Here is a 16,020-nt window from a genome sequence, read left to right as displayed (position 1 = left end):
TTATGGCGTCAGAATAATTTTACGACAATCCTGTTCACGTTGATCAAAAATACGATAGGCTTCCGCCGCTTCTTCCAGCTTCATGCGGTGGGTAATAATCACGTCTGGCGAAAGATTGCCATTTTCAATATGCTCCAGCAATTCGGGCAGGAATTTATGCACATGGGTTTGTCCCATTTTAAAGGTCAGTCCTTTATCAAAAGCGTCCCCAAACAGGAAGCCATGAATTGGCCCGGCGTAAACTCCCGGCACACTCACCACCCCACCGCGACGTACTGCGGCGATACATTGGCGTAGGGCAAAACCACTGGAGCCTTCAATTTTCAGATTGGTCATCACGGTTTCTACCAGGCTGCCTTTGGCTTCAAAACCAACCGCATCAATCACGGCATCTACACCCCGATGACCGGCAGTATTCTGGATGATAAATTCTGCCGCATCGACCTCATCAAAATTAACCGGAATCGCTCCATAGGTCTGATGGGCAAAACGCAGGCGATAAGGATGGTGATCGACCATAAAAATTTTCTCGGCGCCCAGCATGCGGGCACAGGCGGTAGCAAGCAGACCGACTGGACCTGCTCCATAAATCGCAAGACTGGAACCGCGACCGACCTGCGCATTGCTCACGGCTTGCCAAGCGGTGGGTAGAATATCCGTCAAGAACAGGACTTTTTCATCTGGTAATGAGCCGGGGACTTTAAAAGGCCCGACATTGCCTTTGGGAACCCGCACATATTCAGCCTGCCCCCCAGGAACGCCGCCATACAGATGGCTATAACCAAACAGGGCTGCACCGGGTGGAATCTGTTTTTTATTCAGGATCGCCCCATGACCGCTGTTGGTATTTTCACAGGCAGCCATCAATTCATGTTCGCAGAAAAAACAGTGACCACATGCGATCACAAAGGGAATAATAACCCGGTCTCCTTTTTTGACCGAGCTGACTTCCGGGCCGATGTCTTCCACGATGCCCATAAACTCATGCCCGAAAATATCACCCTGTTCTGTGGCCGGAATTTTTCCTCGATAAAGATGCAAATCTGAACCACAGATCGCGGTGGCAGTCACCCTTAAAATGACATCATCTGGTTCCTGAATAACCGGATCTGGAACAGATTCAACTCGTACATCTCGAATACCATGATAGCTAAGAGCACGCATGCGGATCTCCTCTCTCGTTCAATATTCAACAGACTCATCTCAAGACTGCCAGAAATTAAAAACCTTTTTTATTAGAGCCCGAGAAAGCGAGGAAGCGCTGTAAATTAATGTATGAAATAGGACATCCAACTGTTTAAAAAATAAACTTATAGAGGCCTTACGTAATTCCCTGCTAAAACAGCTTGAAACTTTTTAAACTGGAGGAAAGAAAAAATTTTGAATCAAATAGATGAATTTGAGTGTTAAAAAAAGAGGTTAACTAGATAAACAGTGAGGGGCTGTTGATCATTGTGTAAATAGATTGCGTGATAAGCTAAACCTGAGCAGATGAGGCAGGAAACTTGGCAATAGCGAGACTATTGCCAAGTTTCATAACAAAATCTGGAAAAATTTTAGCGCCAGACGTTCAGGATGAGCATATTTTTTACTGCTAGCTCGTTATGACTCCTTCCTTTAGAAGGACTGAATTTCCTGCCTCATATCAGCATAAAAACTCTTGCGAAATATAGCTCTCATGTTGCAGACATAGGCGAATTGTCCACCGCGCCTCAGCTCTTTAAGATAAAAAAGTGGTCAGAACTCAGCTGTCCAGAAATGACTGCTCCAGCGTTTCTAGCTCCATCATAAGTTCCAGCATATGTTCTTCGGCCTGTTCCAGCTTCTGTTTGAGTTCGGTCTGCTCATTCATCAGCTTTAGCAGGTCATCTTTACGTGATGCCTCATATAAAGCGCTATTGGCCAGCAAGTCTTCAATCTCAGCCAGACGCCGTTGCAGCTTTTCAATCTGGGTTTCATACTTTTCAATATTCTTGCGGATGGGACGGGTCTGCTCGCGGCGCTGGGCTGCCAGTTTACGTTGGGCTTCCTTATCGACTTTCTGTGCAGCCGGCTTCGTCTCTGTAACTGTTTGAGCCTTAACTAAGGTATTTTGCGCATTGATCTGCTGCTGGCGTGCTTCGCGTAACCATTTGGCATAGTCCTGCAAATCTCCCTCAAACTCTGTACAGCGCCCGCCATGTACCAGCAGCAACTCGTCACAGACCGTGGCGATGAGTTGTCGCTCATGCGATACCAGTACCACAGCACCCTCAAAGTCTTGTAAGGCCATGGTCAGGGCATGACGCATATCGAGATCTAAATGGTTGGTGGGCTCATCTAGAATCAGCACATTTGGACGTTGCCAGACAATCAGCGCCAGCGCCAGACGCGCACGCTCACCACCAGAGAAGCTTTCACAAGATGTATCCATCCGTTCGCCACTAAAGCCGAAACTACCCAGGAAAGCCCTTAAGCGGGCTTCGCTGATTTTTGGATCAGCAAGACGTGCCAGTTGCAGCATTGGACTGGCTTGGCCATCTAAGGCATCCATCTGGTGCTGGGCGAAATATCCGATATTCAGGAGTTCAGAGGCCTTACGCTGACCATTTAACAGAGGTAAATCACCGACAAGAGACTTGATCAGGGTCGATTTACCCGCACCATTCATACCGAGCAGACCAATCCGGGAATTTGGTGTGATTTGCAGATTGATGTTCTGGGCAATGGACTTATCACCATAGCCAATTTCTGCCTGCTCCAGCGTCAGCAGTGGCGAACTCATTTTTGTCGGCTCACGGAAACTGAAGGTAAATGGCGTATCGATATGGGCAGGTGCCAGCTCCTGCATACGCTCCAGCATTTTGATCCGGCTTTGGGCCTGGCGGGCCTTGGTCGCTTTCGCCTTGAAACGGTCAATAAATTTTTGCAGATGAGCGCGTGTTTCCTGCTGCTTTTCAAAGGCCTGTTGCTGCTGGGATAGGCGTTCACTGCGGGTCACTTCAAAGGTTGAGTAATTACCGGTATAAAGCGTCAGTTCCTGATTCTCGATATGCAGAATATGATCAATCACCGCATCCAGAAAATCGCGGTCATGCGAAATCAGTACCAAAGTCCCTTCATAAGCTTTTAACCAGTCTTCTAGCCACAGAATCGCATCTAGGTCCAAATGGTTGGTCGGCTCATCGAGTAATAGTAAATCTGAACGGCTCATCAGGGTCCGTGCCAGATTCAGGCGCATCCGCCAGCCACCAGAAAAACTGGATACCGCTAGACGGAGCTGGTGATCCATAAAACCGAGGCCGGCCATCAGTTGTGCCGCCTTGGCCGGTGCCGAATAGCCATGAATCTCGTCAAAACGGCCATGTAGCTGTGCCAGCTCCGTATCAGAAAGCTGTTCAGGCTGTGCCAGCTGCTGCTGGATATGCCAGTATTCTTCATCTCCTGACAGCACAAAATCAATGGCTGGCATGTCCAGCGCTTTAATTTCTTGTGCCATATGCGCTACGGTCCATATTGATGGACGGCTCAGTGAACCTTCATCAGCCCCCAGCTCTCCGAGTAGCGCGGCAAATAGGGTGGACTTGCCTGCGCCATTGACTCCGGTTAAACCAATTTTCCAGCCAGGATGCAGCTGCATGGACGCTTTTTGAAATAATACTCGCCCACCACGGCGTAAGGAAACTTGGTCAAACTGGATCATTGAACTTACTAACACGGGCAAAAAATAATAGCGCTATTCTAATAGAAAGCTCGCTGAAAACAAAAAAGACTTCCATCGCAATTTGCAGATGACCTGTCTTTTAAAAACTTTAAATTTGGTTATGATAGAAATAATTAGAATAATTACTCTAATTTTTTAAAAATAATAGATTGCTGCTTATTTTAATGAACAGATTACAGCGAGTTCAATAAAAATGAAAAAACAATTTTTGATTTTATCGCTCATGACAATACTGGTCTCAACTGCTTCTGCCACGCCGCAGCAAGTTTGCGTATTTGATCTGCTTGGAAAGTCGGGCGAATCTTACAAGCTGATCGAAGAATGGGCGCTGGCCAGTAAACAGTGGGGTACAAGCGTTCAGCTACGTGGCTATCAGGATGAAGCCAAAGTGGATCAGGACGTTAAATCTGGAAAATGCGATGCGTTTTACATGACCTCCATGCGCGCCCGAACCTATAACAAATTTGCCGGTTCGATTGATGCGCTAGGTGGTGTACCGAGCAATGATATTGCAATGAAGGCCATCAGTTATGTGCTGGACAAGCGTAATAGCAAACGGCTTGTCAGCCAAAATGGCAAGGAAAAATTTGAAGTCGCAGGCATTGGCCAGATTGGACCGGCCTATATTTTTGTCCGTGACCGCAGCATGAATCAGCTGGAACATATCAAAGATAAAAAGTTTGCGGTGCTGCACTATGATCATGCCCAAACCAGCATGGTCAAACGTATTGAAGCCATTCCGGTGAAATCGGACATTTCTAACTTTATCCGTAAATTTAATCAGGGTGAAGTCGACATCGTGGCTGCGCCGGCTTATGCCTTTAAACCCTTGGAAATGTCCAAAGGTTTGGGCAGCAAAGGAGCCATGATTAACTTTCCCGTGGTTAATGTCACAGCAGACCTGATTATCCGTCCGGAAAAATTTCCGCCTCAATTTGCGGCTCAATCTCGGGAATGGTTTATCAAGCAGCTGCCGCGCAGTTTTGCTATGGTAAAACGTATGGAAGCGGAGATTCCGAGCAAATATATTCTGAACCTGAGCCGGGATGAGCAGCTGAATTATCAAAAAATTCTTCGTGACGGCCGTATGGATCTGACCAGGCAGGGGATTTATGACCCGATGATGATGACCGTGCTCAAGCGGGCGCGCTGTACGGTGGAAAGAACCAATTTTGAGTGTTCAATTGGCGGTGAATAAAAACAGTATGTTTTATTTTGTAATTTTCTTTTCAGATATATAAAAATCTAGATGAATTTATATAATATAAGTGTTTGAAATTAAATAACTTAAATGGGTAATAAAAAAATATATGCATGAAAAGACATATAAATTTCCTGAAATGACATGCCATATTTGAGTAATTACTCTATTTTTTTAATAAACTTGCTAAGATTTATGATGTGTATGGACACTCAGTTAACAACAAGATTTCAAAAGGATGAATAGAATGAAAAAAGCAGTTTTATCATTGGTTGCACTTTCTGCATTTGGTTTTGCGGGTACGGCTGCTGCGGAAAAAGTGGATGTGTGTATCTTTGACTTACTGGGTAAGTCTGGAGAGTCTTATCAGATGGCACAGGAATGGGCACTGGCTGCAAAAGGCTGGGGCGCTGAGGTGAATCTGATTGCACGTCAGGACGAGGCCGTTGCGGATAATGACTTTAAGGCAGGAAAGTGTGATGCTGTATTTATGACTGCGATGCGTGCCCGTCAATATAATAAATTTGCTGGCTCCATTGATGCCTTGGGCGGTGCTCCAAGCAATACCATTGCCCAGCGTGCCATTACTTTTGCGCTCGACAAACGTAATGCAGCTAAAATGGTCAGTAATCTGGGGGGCAAAAAATATGAAATAGCCGGTATCGCCCCACTCGGTTCAGCGTTTATTTTCGTGCGTGATAAAAATATTAATTCGATTGAAAAAGCGGCCGGTAAAAAATTCGCCGTGCTGGGCTATGACGATGCCCAGAAAATCATGGTTCAGCGTGTTGGGGCTCAAGCTGTTATTTCAGATGTGTCCAACTTTGTGGCGAAATTCAACAATGGTCAGGTCGACATGGTCGGTGCGCCGGCTTATGCCTATAAGCCGCTGGAGATTTATAAGGGCCTGGGCAGTAATGGTGCTATGTTTAACTTCCCGGTCTTGCAGGTAAGTGCAGATTTAGTGATTCGTCCAGATAAATTCCCGGCCGGCTTTGGCCAGAAATCCCGTGACTGGTTTGTGAAAAATCTGCCAAAAAGTATTGCAATGATTAACCGTCTGGAAGCGGGTATTCCGGCAAAATACAAAATGAACCTCAGCGCAGAAGACAAAACCAAGTATCAAAGACTGTTACGCGATGGACGTATGGATATGACCAAGCGGGGTATTTATGATGCTGGCATGATGTCTGTTCTGAAACGTGCACGCTGCTCTATAGATAAGGCCAACTTTGAATGTTCATTATCGGGTGAATAATCTGCTTCTGGAAGAAAAAAAGCTTAGATTCGTCTAGGCTTTTTTTGTAGCATCGCCGTCAGTTATACGATTGCAGATTATTAGAAAATCGTTAGACTGAAGAGGAGACACCCCACATGTTCCTCTAAAAACAAGAACATGCAATATGAAAAAATAAAAACAATCTGATAAGGAAAACAGCAGAATGAAAAAAGGATGGAAGGCGCTCATGCTGGGTATGGCCCTGCTCGGGATTTCGGGACTGACGCAGGCCAAACAGGTAGTATGTGTATTTGACCTGGTCGGTAAAAATGGCGATGTATATAGCCTGATGAAAGACTATCAGCTGGCTGCTAAAAACTGGGGAGGCGATATTGAGCTGCGCGTGAATACCAATGAGGCCGTGGTGGCCGAAGACTTTAAAGCGGGTAAATGTGACGCAATCAGTGTTACCGGAATGCGTGGCCGCCAGTTTAATAATTTCACTGGTTCTCTGGATGCAATTGGTGCCATCACCGACCTGAAGCTGGCCGTTAAAGTCATGCAGGGGCTGGCCAGTCCGACCTTTGCCAAGCATATGCTACAGGGGAAATATGAAATTGCCGGGGTGATTCCGGTCGGGGACGCTTATCTGCTGGTCAATGATCGCAGTATCAATACCGTGGCCAAAGCAGCAGGTAAAAAAATTGCGGTACTGAGCTATGATGAAGCACAGAAAATTATGGTACAGCAGGTCGGTGCGCAAGCCGTAAGTGCTGAAATCAGCAACTTTGCCAGCATGTTTAATAATAGTCAAGTCGATATTATTGGAGCACCAGCTGCTGCTTTTAAGCCACTTGAGCTGCATAAAGGCCTAGGAAATAAAGGTGCAATCGTCAATTACCCAATTTTGCAGGTGACTGGCAATATTATTATTCGCCCGGACAAATTTCCGGCAGGGTATGGACAAAAATCACGTGAATGGGTCAAGGGCCAGTTGCCGCGTGCTTTTGGTATTTTAGGTAAAATGAAGGCGGATATTCCGCAAAAATACTGGATGGATATTCCTGCTGCTGACAAGCCGGGCTATCAGAAAATGATGCGTGATGCCCGAATTGACCTGACCAAGCGCGGGATTTATGACAAACGCATGATGAAATTGCTCTGGCAGTTCCGCTGTAAGCAGAACCCAAAAAATTTCGAATGTGCCTTACAGGATGAGAACTATAAATAATCCTGATAAAATAAGTCAGATTTGACTTTTAATCTCAAGAGACTGACCATATATTGAGTGTTATACTTGAAATATGGTCTTTTCTTTTTAAAGACATACTATTCAATAGAGGATCTGCCATGAATGCTCAAGCGCTTGTGCTCACCGACAATGCCGCAAATAAAGTACGCCAGTTGCGTGACAGTGAAGGTAACCAAGACTTAATGCTCCGTGTTTATGTCACTGGTGGCGGCTGTTCAGGCTTTTCTTATGGCTTTAACTTTGCAGATAGCCAGAATGAAGATGATGCAGAATTTGTAAATGGCGATGTAAAAGTTCTGGTGGATGCACTCAGCTATCAGTATCTGGTAGGTTCGGTCGTGGATTATATCGAAGGTCTGGAAGGATCACGCTTTGTGGTACAAAACCCGAATGCAACCACGACCTGTGGCTGTGGTTCTTCATTCTCGATCTAAGTTTCGTAATGACAAAAAAAGTCCTCATCAAGAGGACTTTTTTTATATCCGCTTAAACCTAGTTTTCTAGTTTGACCGCTTCCAGCAGATCGAAAATAACCGAAGTGACATCCTGGCTGAGGTCACGGTTATTAAAAATTTCATAAGCACTGATGGTAATATCAGTATCGCTAGGTAATAGTCGCTGTTCTTCTTCAATGAGATCATTGATCGGTAAAATGGTCTGTTTGATTTCCAGATGCAGAATATCTTTGTATTCCAGATTCTCATCATCCAGTTCAATTAACTGTTCATTAAAATAAGGTAATAAAATCGAATGGAGATAAGGTTGAAGTTCCTTGATATCGAAGATTTCAACATCACGGGTTTCATCAATCGTACTAATGTGATCCTTTACTTCAATTAAAATATGGTAGTAACTCACACGAATCTCCAGAGATGGCTTAAAACACTATACTACCCTTCACCATAGCATGAAATGCCTTTATCTGCTGCTTAATTGTCCATCTGCCGATAAATATATCCTCTGGCTCAGCCAGATTAACGGCGATAGAGTAGGGTTTTATCGGCAGGTCGCAGTCGAAAATCCTACCGTGTTTGCTAACCCAAAACCGGATACCTCAGGGCTTTCAGACCATGAGGAGGCAGAAGTCCCAAAGCATGGCCCAGTCCATGTGCCAGGGTCAGCCGTCCAACATCTTGTGCTTCCAACTGATAAATCTGCATCTGGCTGGCCGTACATACGCCTTTATCAAATTCGCGTGGAGGAGAACGCTGCTGGGCGTGCAGAATATTTTGCTGTAAGCCATTTTGATGGGCAGGCAGTTGCAGATTAAAGTCAGTCTGCTGTTGCTGCTGCAAAGACTGGTATTCTTACTGAAAACGTGCTGTCTGTGCTTCTAGATCTTGAAACTCTGTCGCAATTCTTTCACGTTCATATTCAGATAAATCAGGCTGATTTTTGCGTTATGAAAATGCCGGAAATTCCGTTTCAATCTGGCTTTTCTGACTAATCAGATGGCGTTGCTGATCTGCAAGATAGCCTTGTGAGGCGGTCAAACTGTTCTATTGATGCAGATAGCTGGCTTCATCTGCCAGAACCTGCTGTTCTGCTTGCTTGAAAGCATCCTGCTCTGGTGAGCAATGATTAGCGATCAGCTGGATGCAATGTAAACGGGTATCCAGGAAGTGAGTCAGCCGCTCACTAAGCGAATTATAGGGTAATGGTGGATGTATTGGCGCCGTGTACATAGCCTGCAATACTGAGTCTCCTACCTAAAATACTTAGAAAATCAGAATAGGTCTTTGATTTTAAAACTATTGTTTATACATAATCTAGCTGACTATTTTAATTTTTCCAAAAGAACTGCAATTTGAAAGGAATAGCAGCCACAAGTCTGGTTTTACCTATCTGCCTTTAAGTCTTCGCAGAAACTCAACGGACGAGCTAAGAAATATGATCAATATGGACATTTTCTTTTTATAAAATGCAGGGAATAAAAAACCGCGCTTGCGCGCGGTTTTTTTAGGTATCAGCTGACAAATTATTTTTTGTCATCTTTTACTTCAGTGAACTCAGCATCTACAACGCCATCGTCCGCTTTTTGTGATTGACCAGCCTCACCACCTTGGAATGCATTCGGGTCGAAACCTTGTGCACCACCTTGGCCTTGAGCTGCTTCATAAGCACGTTGCGTGATCGGCATGATGATGTTTTGCAGCGCTTCAGTTTTCGCCTTGATCTCTTCTACATCATTTTCACGTGTAGCCGTTTCAAGCTCTGAAACCGCTGTTTCTACCGCAGTTTTCTCATCCGCAGTCACTTGTTCGCCCAGATCTTTCACTGCTTTTTGAGCAGAAGAAACCAGTGCGTCTGCTTCGTTACGTGCTTTGGCAAGCTCTTCAAACTTACGGTCTTCTTCCGCATTCGCTTCCGCATCCTTGATCATCGCTTCAATTTCAGCATCACTCAAACCTGAGTTTGCTTTAATTTGAATTGATTGCTCTTTACCTGTGCTCTTGTCTTTTGCAGATACTTTCAAGATACCGTCAGCGTTAATGTCAAACGATACTTCAATTTGCGGCACACCACGTGGCGCTGGTGGAATGTCGCCTAACTGGAAGTTACCCAACAATTTGTTTTGTTGAGCCATTTTACGTTCACCTTGGTAAACCGAAATGTCTACAGCAGGCTGGTTATCCGCAGCAGTAGAGAATACTTGAGATTTTTTCGCCGGAATGGTGGTGTTTTTCTCGATGATTGGAGTTAACACACCGCCCATGGTCTCAATACCCAGTGTCAACGGAGTGACGTCAAGCAGCAGAACGTCAGTCTTGTCACCTGAAAGCACGGCACCTTGAATCGCTGCACCCATTGCAACTGCTTCATCCGGGTTCACGTCTTTACGTGGTTCACGGCCAAAGAATTCCTGTACTTTTTGTTGTACAAGTGGCATACGCGACTGACCACCTACCAAAATCACATCAGAAATATCAGAAGCTGACAGACCGGCATCTTTCAGGGCGATACGGCAAGGCTCAATCGTACGATCAACCAGATCAGCTACCAGACCTTCCAGTTTTGCACGGGTAATATTGATGACCAAGTGCTTAGGGCCAGTCGCGTCAGCCGTGATGTATGGCAGGTTGATCTCAGTTGCGTTAGAAGAAGAAAGCTCGATTTTAGCTTTTTCTGCTGCTTCTTTCAGACGTTGTAATGCCAGTGGATCATTTTTCAGATTCACATTTTGTTCTTTCTTGAACTCTTCAACCAGATAGTCGATCAGGGTATTATCGAAGTCTTCACCACCCAGGAATGTATCACCATTGGTCGACAATACTTCGATTTGCTGGTCACCATCCAGGTCGGCAATTTCAATAATTGAAACGTCGAAAGTACCACCACCCAAGTCATAGACAGCCACTTTACGGTCGCCTTCTTTCTTGTCCATACCGAATGCCAGGGCAGCTGCCGTTGGTTCGTTGATGATACGCTTCACATCTAAACCAGCAATTTTACCTGCATCTTTCGTTGCTTGACGTTGTGCATCGTTAAAATAGGCAGGCACGGTTACCACAGCTTCAGTCACTGTTTCACCTAAATAATCTTCCGCAGTTTTCTTCATTTTTTTCAGAACTTCTGCAGAGATTTGCTGTGGAGCAAGTTTCTTATCGTTTACTTCAACCCAAGCATCGCCATTGTCTGCTTTAATGATTTTATAAGGTACAAGACCGATATCTTTTTGTACGGCCTGATCTTCATAACGACGACCAATCAGACGCTTGATTGCGAACAGGGTATTTTTCGGGTTAGTTACCGCCTGACGTTTTGCAGACTGACCTACCAGAATTTCACCATCTTTATACGCAATAATAGATGGAGTGGTACGCGCACCTTCCGCGTTTTCAATTACTTTAACTTTGTCGCCTTCAAGTACAGCTACGCAAGAGTTAGTTGTACCTAAGTCAATACCAATGATTTTAGCCATTTGGAGGTTTCCTCAATAATTTTTTTGTGATTTACACTTGTTATCCGATATGAGAGCCATTCAAATTTTTTCAAGTTAATTTTTAGAAAAAATTTCACAAACTCCCGAAATACTTAGCTTTAGGCGCCAACCATGACCATTGCTGGACGTAATAAACGACTATTCAGCGTATAGCCTTTTTGCAGCACATTGCCAATTTCATTGGTTTTGGCATTTGGATCGATACCCACTGCCTGATGCAGGTCTGCATTAAAGCCATTAGCGGTATCCACCACCACCACACCAAATTTTTCCAAAGTTGTCAGTAATGATTTTAGGGTAAGCTCAACTCCTTCAGAAAAAGCAGTCTTTTCCTCGCCCACTGCGGCAATTGCGCGTTCAAGGTTATCAACGGTTTCCAGTAGCTCTTTGGCAAATTTTTCCAGCACCGTATCTTTATGCTTTTCAGATTCGCGTTGAATCCGTTCCACACTTTTTTGTGCTTCATAGACTGCATTGGCCGTACGGGCTTTTTCTAGTTTCAGATCGCCTTCAAGCTGGGCAATTTTCTCTTCTAAAGCTTCAACGGAAACCTCCGCCTGCTCAGTATCTGCTTGAGTTTGTGCTGTGTCTTGTTCCACTTGCTCTTGCTCAAGTTCTTGAGCCTGCTGGTTTTGCTCAGTTGCCATTGATTTACTCCGTTTAAATGGGTTTTTAAACATGTACAGTCCTTTGGGCATCAGTGTTAACCAAGTTAATGCTGAACTGCCATGATTGAAATACTGAATTACTTTAGAAATAGGGGCAGGCCCAAAAAATTCAAGCGCAAGTACGGATTAATTTTAGGATTTATAGCAAAGTCTGAAAAATTCATAAAAGTCGTACAGCTTTTATCGTCTATTGGCTCTTGAGTACCGCTCAGCGCCAAGAATAAAAACACCGTAGTTCATCCTTAAGTTTAAGTTATTTTTAACAAACCCGAGGTTTTTTTTAAACAGTTATAGACTTTAGTCGAATGGTGTGGGCTTAAATCCGGATTTTCTATGCATTGCCTCATTACAAATTCTATTGCTCAATCGCAATTTTAGATGGGGAGGATAAATTTTATCTGTTTCCAATAGGCTGAAGGAAAATGTATGATTGCCTTGTAAATAGTGACTTTGCTCCGAAGAGAGAGCCGAATAAAGTCACTTTTAGCTTAGATTATAGCTGGCTGTTTTAATTGAAAAATTATTCAAGCTTGGTTTTGGGTTGCTGGTTTTTTATACTTAAAAACGATTAATAACCAATCAATAAAGTATTTCACAATTCAGCCTTAAATGAATAGGATCTAACTCAGATTTTACCGCTGTAGTTTCTTGTTTTTCTGGCTTATCTATCTCTGGATAAGCCTTTTTTTCGTCTGTTTTAAATTGTATAGCTGATATTGAGCTTTTTGGCTTGAATCTTCAATCGCGGCGATGCCCGCGGTGAGACTGCTGTTGCGGGCGATGGCGATCATTCCAGCTTCGATGCCCAGAATGGTTCTGCTGGGCTTTTTTACGTTGCTGCTCAGCTGCCTGGCGACGTTTGCGTTGCGCTTCAGTCTGTTTCTGACGTTGTGCTGATATACTTTTGCGCTGCTGTTTCAGATCCTGTTGCTGTTCCTGCTCCCAATGACGGTGTCGAACCTCTTGTCTGCGCCGCTCCATTTCCAGACGCTTGCGTTGCTGTTCATATTGCCAACGCTGCCGGTTATAACGATGATCCTGATCATAGTGATAGTCATAGCCACGCCCATCATAACGGCCGTCATAATAGTCATTTTCCGGAAATGCCACACAACCTGCAGCTAAAAATGCAGTTGCAAGAGCTAGCGTGATTACTTTAGTGGCCATAGGCTTCCTTCTTTAAAATACAATTAAGCTCGCAAAAAACATCAAAAATCTTAAGAAAATTGTCAATGACATCTTTTATAAAGCAGGTTAGCGTATTGCATAGAACCTCTGTGTACCTAGATATTAAGGTTTCTATAACAGAATGGTCACTAAACTTCTGATCATGTAGAAAATATGAAGAATTAAGAGAAAAGGGGCAGAAAAGCATGAGTCAAACTCACCCGGTAATGAAATATGTACAAGAAAAGGGACAAGGATTCGGCGCACGGATGCTGAACCATATGCCTGGTATGGCACAGGAGGCTCTAGCCAAGGCATTGGACTATCCTTATATCTATCCGGATCTGGACCCATTTGTTAAATGTTTAATGGCTATTCAGCTCAAGCAGGGAAAGTCCAGTTTTATTCATGAGGATGTAGCTAAGGCACGAGTCGATTTTATTCAGCAGATGAAAGCGATTCAGGGCAAGCCGACTCCACTGAAAATGGTTGAAGATATCCGTCTGCCCTTACATAGCGGAACCATTATGGCTCGGCACTATCATCCTGCGCCGCAGAAAAAGCTGCCTATGATCATGTTTTATCATGGTGGCGCCTTTATGGTCGGCAGTCTGGATACCCATGACGAGTTCTGCCGTTTACTGGCTGTGCATGCCAAAGTACAGGTACTCAGTGTGGCCTATCCTTTAACTCCGGAATATAGCCCGCTACAAATCGTGCAGGTCTGTGAGGATGCACTGGCCTGGGCACATCAGAACAGTAAAACTCTCAAAATCTATAAAAACCGGATCGCGGTTGCGGGGGATAGTGCCGGCGGTAATCTGGCAACTGTTGTAGCACAGCACAGTGTTGGCAAGAGCTATGCAGCACGGGCGCAATTACTATTATATCCCGTGCTCGATTTCAAGAGCCGTCATCCTTCTTTTTATGCCTATAAAGAGGGGCTGGTCTTGTCTGAAGAGGATGTTAATCTGGTTAGCCGACTATATGTGGAAAACCACCAGATGGCGCTTGATGATCCACTGGTCTCACCGACTTATGGTAATTTAAAACAGCTGCCGCCGACTTATGTTATTACCGCACAGCATGATCTATTACATGATGAAGTCTCTATTTATGCTCATAAACTGCGCCAGCATGGTGTGCGAGTCTATCATAAAAACTATGTCGATCAGACGCATGGGTTTATTAATTTAAGCCCGATTTCTAAACGGGCCAAAAAATACGTGATCGAGATCGCTCGGGATTTTCGAAAATTTTGGGATAAACGCAATTAGGCTAGGCCAATTTTAAAAGGTGTTTGCTAAAACACCTTTTATATTTTGAGATTATTATTCTGCTTATGAATACTGTTTATTTGGAAGAGATTTGAGCTTCAGGGAAAATTAAATTAAATTTCGGGATATAAAAGCTTTGTAAATATTTGGCTTTGGAAAAGTCGGGAAAAATATCTCCGGTATTATGCCATTCTACCTGTAAAACTTTGCTGAGATAACCGCGGAACTGAGGGCTAAAGTCAAAACGCTGCCCTTCCCAGGCCTGCTGGATTTTCAGCATTGAGGCAGGGATATGATGACTATTTATATAGAACTGGCGCGGTGAGCGGGTTTTGCGAATAGAGAGACTCATCTGATGACCTTGGTGGCTGATACGGCAAATCGTGTCCTGATGATGCTTTTCCCACTCAAATTTGGCATATTCTTTAGGAATCCCCCATAAAGCCTGACCATGTGCTACAGATTCATGAGTAGATACATAGATTTTGGGAATGGAGCTTAAGCGCCGCTTACTAATTAAAGGATGATCTAAAATCAGCAGCTCATCATAAGGACCCACCGGTGAACTCTGGTAACGTATTAAGAGGACCTGAACAACGCGGCCCAATGCTGAAGGCGCAACTCGAAACGCTTTGGCCTGCTGGATAAAACTGGGCGTCAGCCAGTAATTTAAAATAAAACCTTCACCTTGCAAATGCCAAGGTGGGAACTGATTGATATTTTGTTCCTGTGCAAATGCATAATTCATTATTATTCTCTTGTATTTGATTGGCAGACAACTGCTATTATTGGACATAAAAGCTTAATATACCGTCATTCCAAAGCGGATCTATATAAAGGATGAGTTAAAAAATGTTAAAAAAATCATTATCTGCCATCGCACTAGCTGCCATTAGCTTACCGGGCTTTGCTGCAAATACCCTGGTTGAGATGCAGACTTCATCTGGCAATATCGAAATTGAACTCTTTAATGACAAGGCACCGATCTCAAGCAAAAACTTTGAAGACTATGTCAAAAGCAACTTTTATACTGGCACCATCTTTCACCGTGTGATTCCTGGCTTTATGATTCAGGGTGGTGGTTTCGATGCAGCGATGCAGGAAAAGCCAAATGCTAAAGCGGCGATTAAAAATGAATCCTATAATGGTTTGCAAAATAAACGCGGTAGCTTGGCTATGGCACGTACCAATCAGCCAGACTCTGCAAAAGCTCAGTTCTTTATAAACTTGGTTGATAATAGCTTTCTGGATCGTTCAGCCATGAATGCAGGCTATGCGGTGTTTGGGCGAGTCACAAAAGGTATGGAAATTGTAGATAAAATTGCCAAAGTCCCGACCCGTAATTATGGAATGCATCAAAATGTACCAGTTACAGCAGTACAAATTAAAAGTGTGACGATTAAAACACCAAGCGTGAACAAATAACTATAAAATTAAATAGAAATATTTTGTTCATATTTTTTGTTTAATATTATAAGTTTATGTAAATATTGGCAGGAAAATGAACCAATTTGGTGCATAAAAATAAAACAGTCGTGAATCTTGTGAGTTAAAAGCACTTGCACGTGTAAGAAATTGCCCTATAATGAG

General features: G+C 43.8%; 15 protein-coding genes. 6 read left to right on the top strand and 9 right to left on the bottom strand.

What is annotated here, in order from left to right; translation table 11 throughout:
- Together NI461_RS09450 and NI461_RS09445 are read right to left on the bottom strand one after the other, a co-directional pair.
- Complete coding sequence (locus NI461_RS09450; RefSeq protein WP_253152924.1) at window positions 1-1,164, bottom strand: zinc-dependent alcohol dehydrogenase; 1,164 nt, start codon at window positions 1,162-1,164, stop codon at window positions 1-3.
- A 580-nt stretch (window positions 1,165-1,744) separates the two neighbouring features.
- On the bottom strand, window positions 1,745-3,682 hold the full coding sequence (locus NI461_RS09445; RefSeq protein ID WP_174659044.1) for an ATP-binding cassette domain-containing protein: 1,938 nt from the start codon (window positions 3,680-3,682) through the stop codon (window positions 1,745-1,747).
- A 214-nt stretch (window positions 3,683-3,896) separates the two neighbouring features.
- On the opposite strand from NI461_RS09445, the gene NI461_RS09440 reads away from it, so the two are divergent.
- From NI461_RS09440 to erpA, 4 genes are all read left to right on the top strand, one after another.
- A complete protein-coding gene (locus NI461_RS09440; RefSeq protein WP_253152920.1) occupies window positions 3,897-4,901 on the top strand; it encodes a putative solute-binding protein in 1,005 nt (334 codons plus the stop codon).
- Between the two features lie 250 nt (window positions 4,902-5,151).
- On the top strand, window positions 5,152-6,162 hold the full coding sequence (locus tag NI461_RS09435; RefSeq protein ID WP_174659046.1) for a putative solute-binding protein: 1,011 nt from the start codon (window positions 5,152-5,154) through the stop codon (window positions 6,160-6,162).
- A gap of 208 nt (window positions 6,163-6,370) precedes the next feature.
- On the top strand, window positions 6,371-7,354 hold the full coding sequence (locus NI461_RS09430) for a putative solute-binding protein (protein WP_253157156.1): 984 nt from the start codon (window positions 6,371-6,373) through the stop codon (window positions 7,352-7,354).
- A 119-nt stretch (window positions 7,355-7,473) separates the two neighbouring features.
- The gene (gene erpA / locus NI461_RS09425) at window positions 7,474-7,809 is read left to right on the top strand and encodes an iron-sulfur cluster insertion protein ErpA (protein ID WP_151205216.1); all 336 of its coding nucleotides are present in this window, start codon (window positions 7,474-7,476) and stop codon (window positions 7,807-7,809) included.
- Between the two features lie 58 nt (window positions 7,810-7,867).
- Here erpA and NI461_RS09420 read toward each other — a convergent pair whose 3' ends face one another.
- The 6 genes from NI461_RS09420 to NI461_RS09395 form a co-directional block, all read right to left on the bottom strand.
- Complete coding sequence (locus NI461_RS09420; RefSeq protein WP_162850573.1) at window positions 7,868-8,245, bottom strand: hypothetical protein; 378 nt, start codon at window positions 8,243-8,245, stop codon at window positions 7,868-7,870.
- Between the two features lie 164 nt (window positions 8,246-8,409).
- Window positions 8,410-8,670 (bottom strand): hypothetical protein, encoded by a 261-nt coding sequence (locus NI461_RS09415; RefSeq protein ID WP_228723963.1) that lies wholly within the window; start codon window positions 8,668-8,670, stop codon window positions 8,410-8,412.
- 204 nt (window positions 8,671-8,874) lie between these two features.
- A complete protein-coding gene (locus NI461_RS09410; RefSeq protein ID WP_253157133.1) occupies window positions 8,875-9,069 on the bottom strand; it encodes a hypothetical protein in 195 nt (64 codons plus the stop codon).
- Window positions 9,070-9,353: 284 nt separating this feature from the next.
- Entirely contained in the window at window positions 9,354-11,297 is a 1,944-nt protein-coding gene (gene dnaK / locus NI461_RS09405; protein WP_151205219.1) for a molecular chaperone DnaK, read from the bottom strand.
- 119 nt (window positions 11,298-11,416) lie between these two features.
- The gene (gene grpE / locus NI461_RS09400) at window positions 11,417-11,965 is read right to left on the bottom strand and encodes a nucleotide exchange factor GrpE (RefSeq protein WP_151208057.1); all 549 of its coding nucleotides are present in this window, start codon (window positions 11,963-11,965) and stop codon (window positions 11,417-11,419) included.
- A gap of 759 nt (window positions 11,966-12,724) precedes the next feature.
- Entirely contained in the window at window positions 12,725-13,153 is a 429-nt protein-coding gene (locus NI461_RS09395; protein ID WP_253157131.1) for a hypothetical protein, read from the bottom strand.
- A 206-nt stretch (window positions 13,154-13,359) separates the two neighbouring features.
- On the opposite strand from NI461_RS09395, the gene NI461_RS09390 reads away from it, so the two are divergent.
- Complete coding sequence (locus NI461_RS09390) at window positions 13,360-14,430, top strand: alpha/beta hydrolase (protein WP_174659048.1); 1,071 nt, start codon at window positions 13,360-13,362, stop codon at window positions 14,428-14,430.
- A gap of 76 nt (window positions 14,431-14,506) precedes the next feature.
- On the opposite strand, the gene NI461_RS09385 is transcribed toward NI461_RS09390, so the two are convergent.
- Window positions 14,507-15,178 (bottom strand): acetoacetate decarboxylase family protein, encoded by a 672-nt coding sequence (locus NI461_RS09385; RefSeq protein WP_174659049.1) that lies wholly within the window; start codon window positions 15,176-15,178, stop codon window positions 14,507-14,509.
- A gap of 104 nt (window positions 15,179-15,282) precedes the next feature.
- Between NI461_RS09385 and NI461_RS09380 the strand changes: the two genes are divergently transcribed.
- A complete protein-coding gene (locus tag NI461_RS09380) occupies window positions 15,283-15,855 on the top strand; it encodes a peptidylprolyl isomerase (RefSeq protein ID WP_174659050.1) in 573 nt (190 codons plus the stop codon).
- The last annotated feature ends 165 nt before the right edge of the window (window positions 15,856-16,020 follow it).

This window comes from Acinetobacter sp. S4400-12 (assembly GCF_024129495.1).
Lineage (GTDB): Bacteria > Pseudomonadota > Gammaproteobacteria > Pseudomonadales > Moraxellaceae > Acinetobacter > Acinetobacter lwoffii_C.
Note: the sequence above shows the minus strand (reverse complement) of the source record. Positions and strands in the feature narration are given on the sequence as shown.

What these genes read in the sequence shown, in the direction of transcription:
- NI461_RS09450 (WP_253152924.1), bottom strand. Translation starts at nt 1,164, where the DNA reads ATGCGTGCTCTTAGCTATCATGGTATTCGAGATGTACGAGTTGAATCT.
- NI461_RS09445 (WP_174659044.1), bottom strand. Translation starts at nt 3,682, where the DNA reads ATGATCCAGTTTGACCAAGTTTCCTTACGCCGTGGTGGGCGAGTATTA.
- NI461_RS09440 (WP_253152920.1), top strand. Translation starts at nt 3,897, where the DNA reads ATGAAAAAACAATTTTTGATTTTATCGCTCATGACAATACTGGTCTCA.
- NI461_RS09435 (WP_174659046.1), top strand. Translation starts at nt 5,152, where the DNA reads ATGAAAAAAGCAGTTTTATCATTGGTTGCACTTTCTGCATTTGGTTTT.
- NI461_RS09430 (WP_253157156.1), top strand. Translation starts at nt 6,371, where the DNA reads ATGCTGGGTATGGCCCTGCTCGGGATTTCGGGACTGACGCAGGCCAAA.
- erpA (WP_151205216.1), top strand. Translation starts at nt 7,474, where the DNA reads ATGAATGCTCAAGCGCTTGTGCTCACCGACAATGCCGCAAATAAAGTA.
- dnaK (WP_151205219.1), bottom strand. Translation starts at nt 11,297, where the DNA reads ATGGCTAAAATCATTGGTATTGACTTAGGTACAACTAACTCTTGCGTA.
- grpE (WP_151208057.1), bottom strand. Translation starts at nt 11,965, where the DNA reads ATGGCAACTGAGCAAAACCAGCAGGCTCAAGAACTTGAGCAAGAGCAA.
- NI461_RS09395 (WP_253157131.1), bottom strand. Translation starts at nt 13,153, where the DNA reads ATGGCCACTAAAGTAATCACGCTAGCTCTTGCAACTGCATTTTTAGCT.
- NI461_RS09390 (WP_174659048.1), top strand. Translation starts at nt 13,360, where the DNA reads ATGAGTCAAACTCACCCGGTAATGAAATATGTACAAGAAAAGGGACAA.
- NI461_RS09385 (WP_174659049.1), bottom strand. Translation starts at nt 15,178, where the DNA reads ATGAATTATGCATTTGCACAGGAACAAAATATCAATCAGTTCCCACCT.
- NI461_RS09380 (WP_174659050.1), top strand. Translation starts at nt 15,283, where the DNA reads ATGTTAAAAAAATCATTATCTGCCATCGCACTAGCTGCCATTAGCTTA.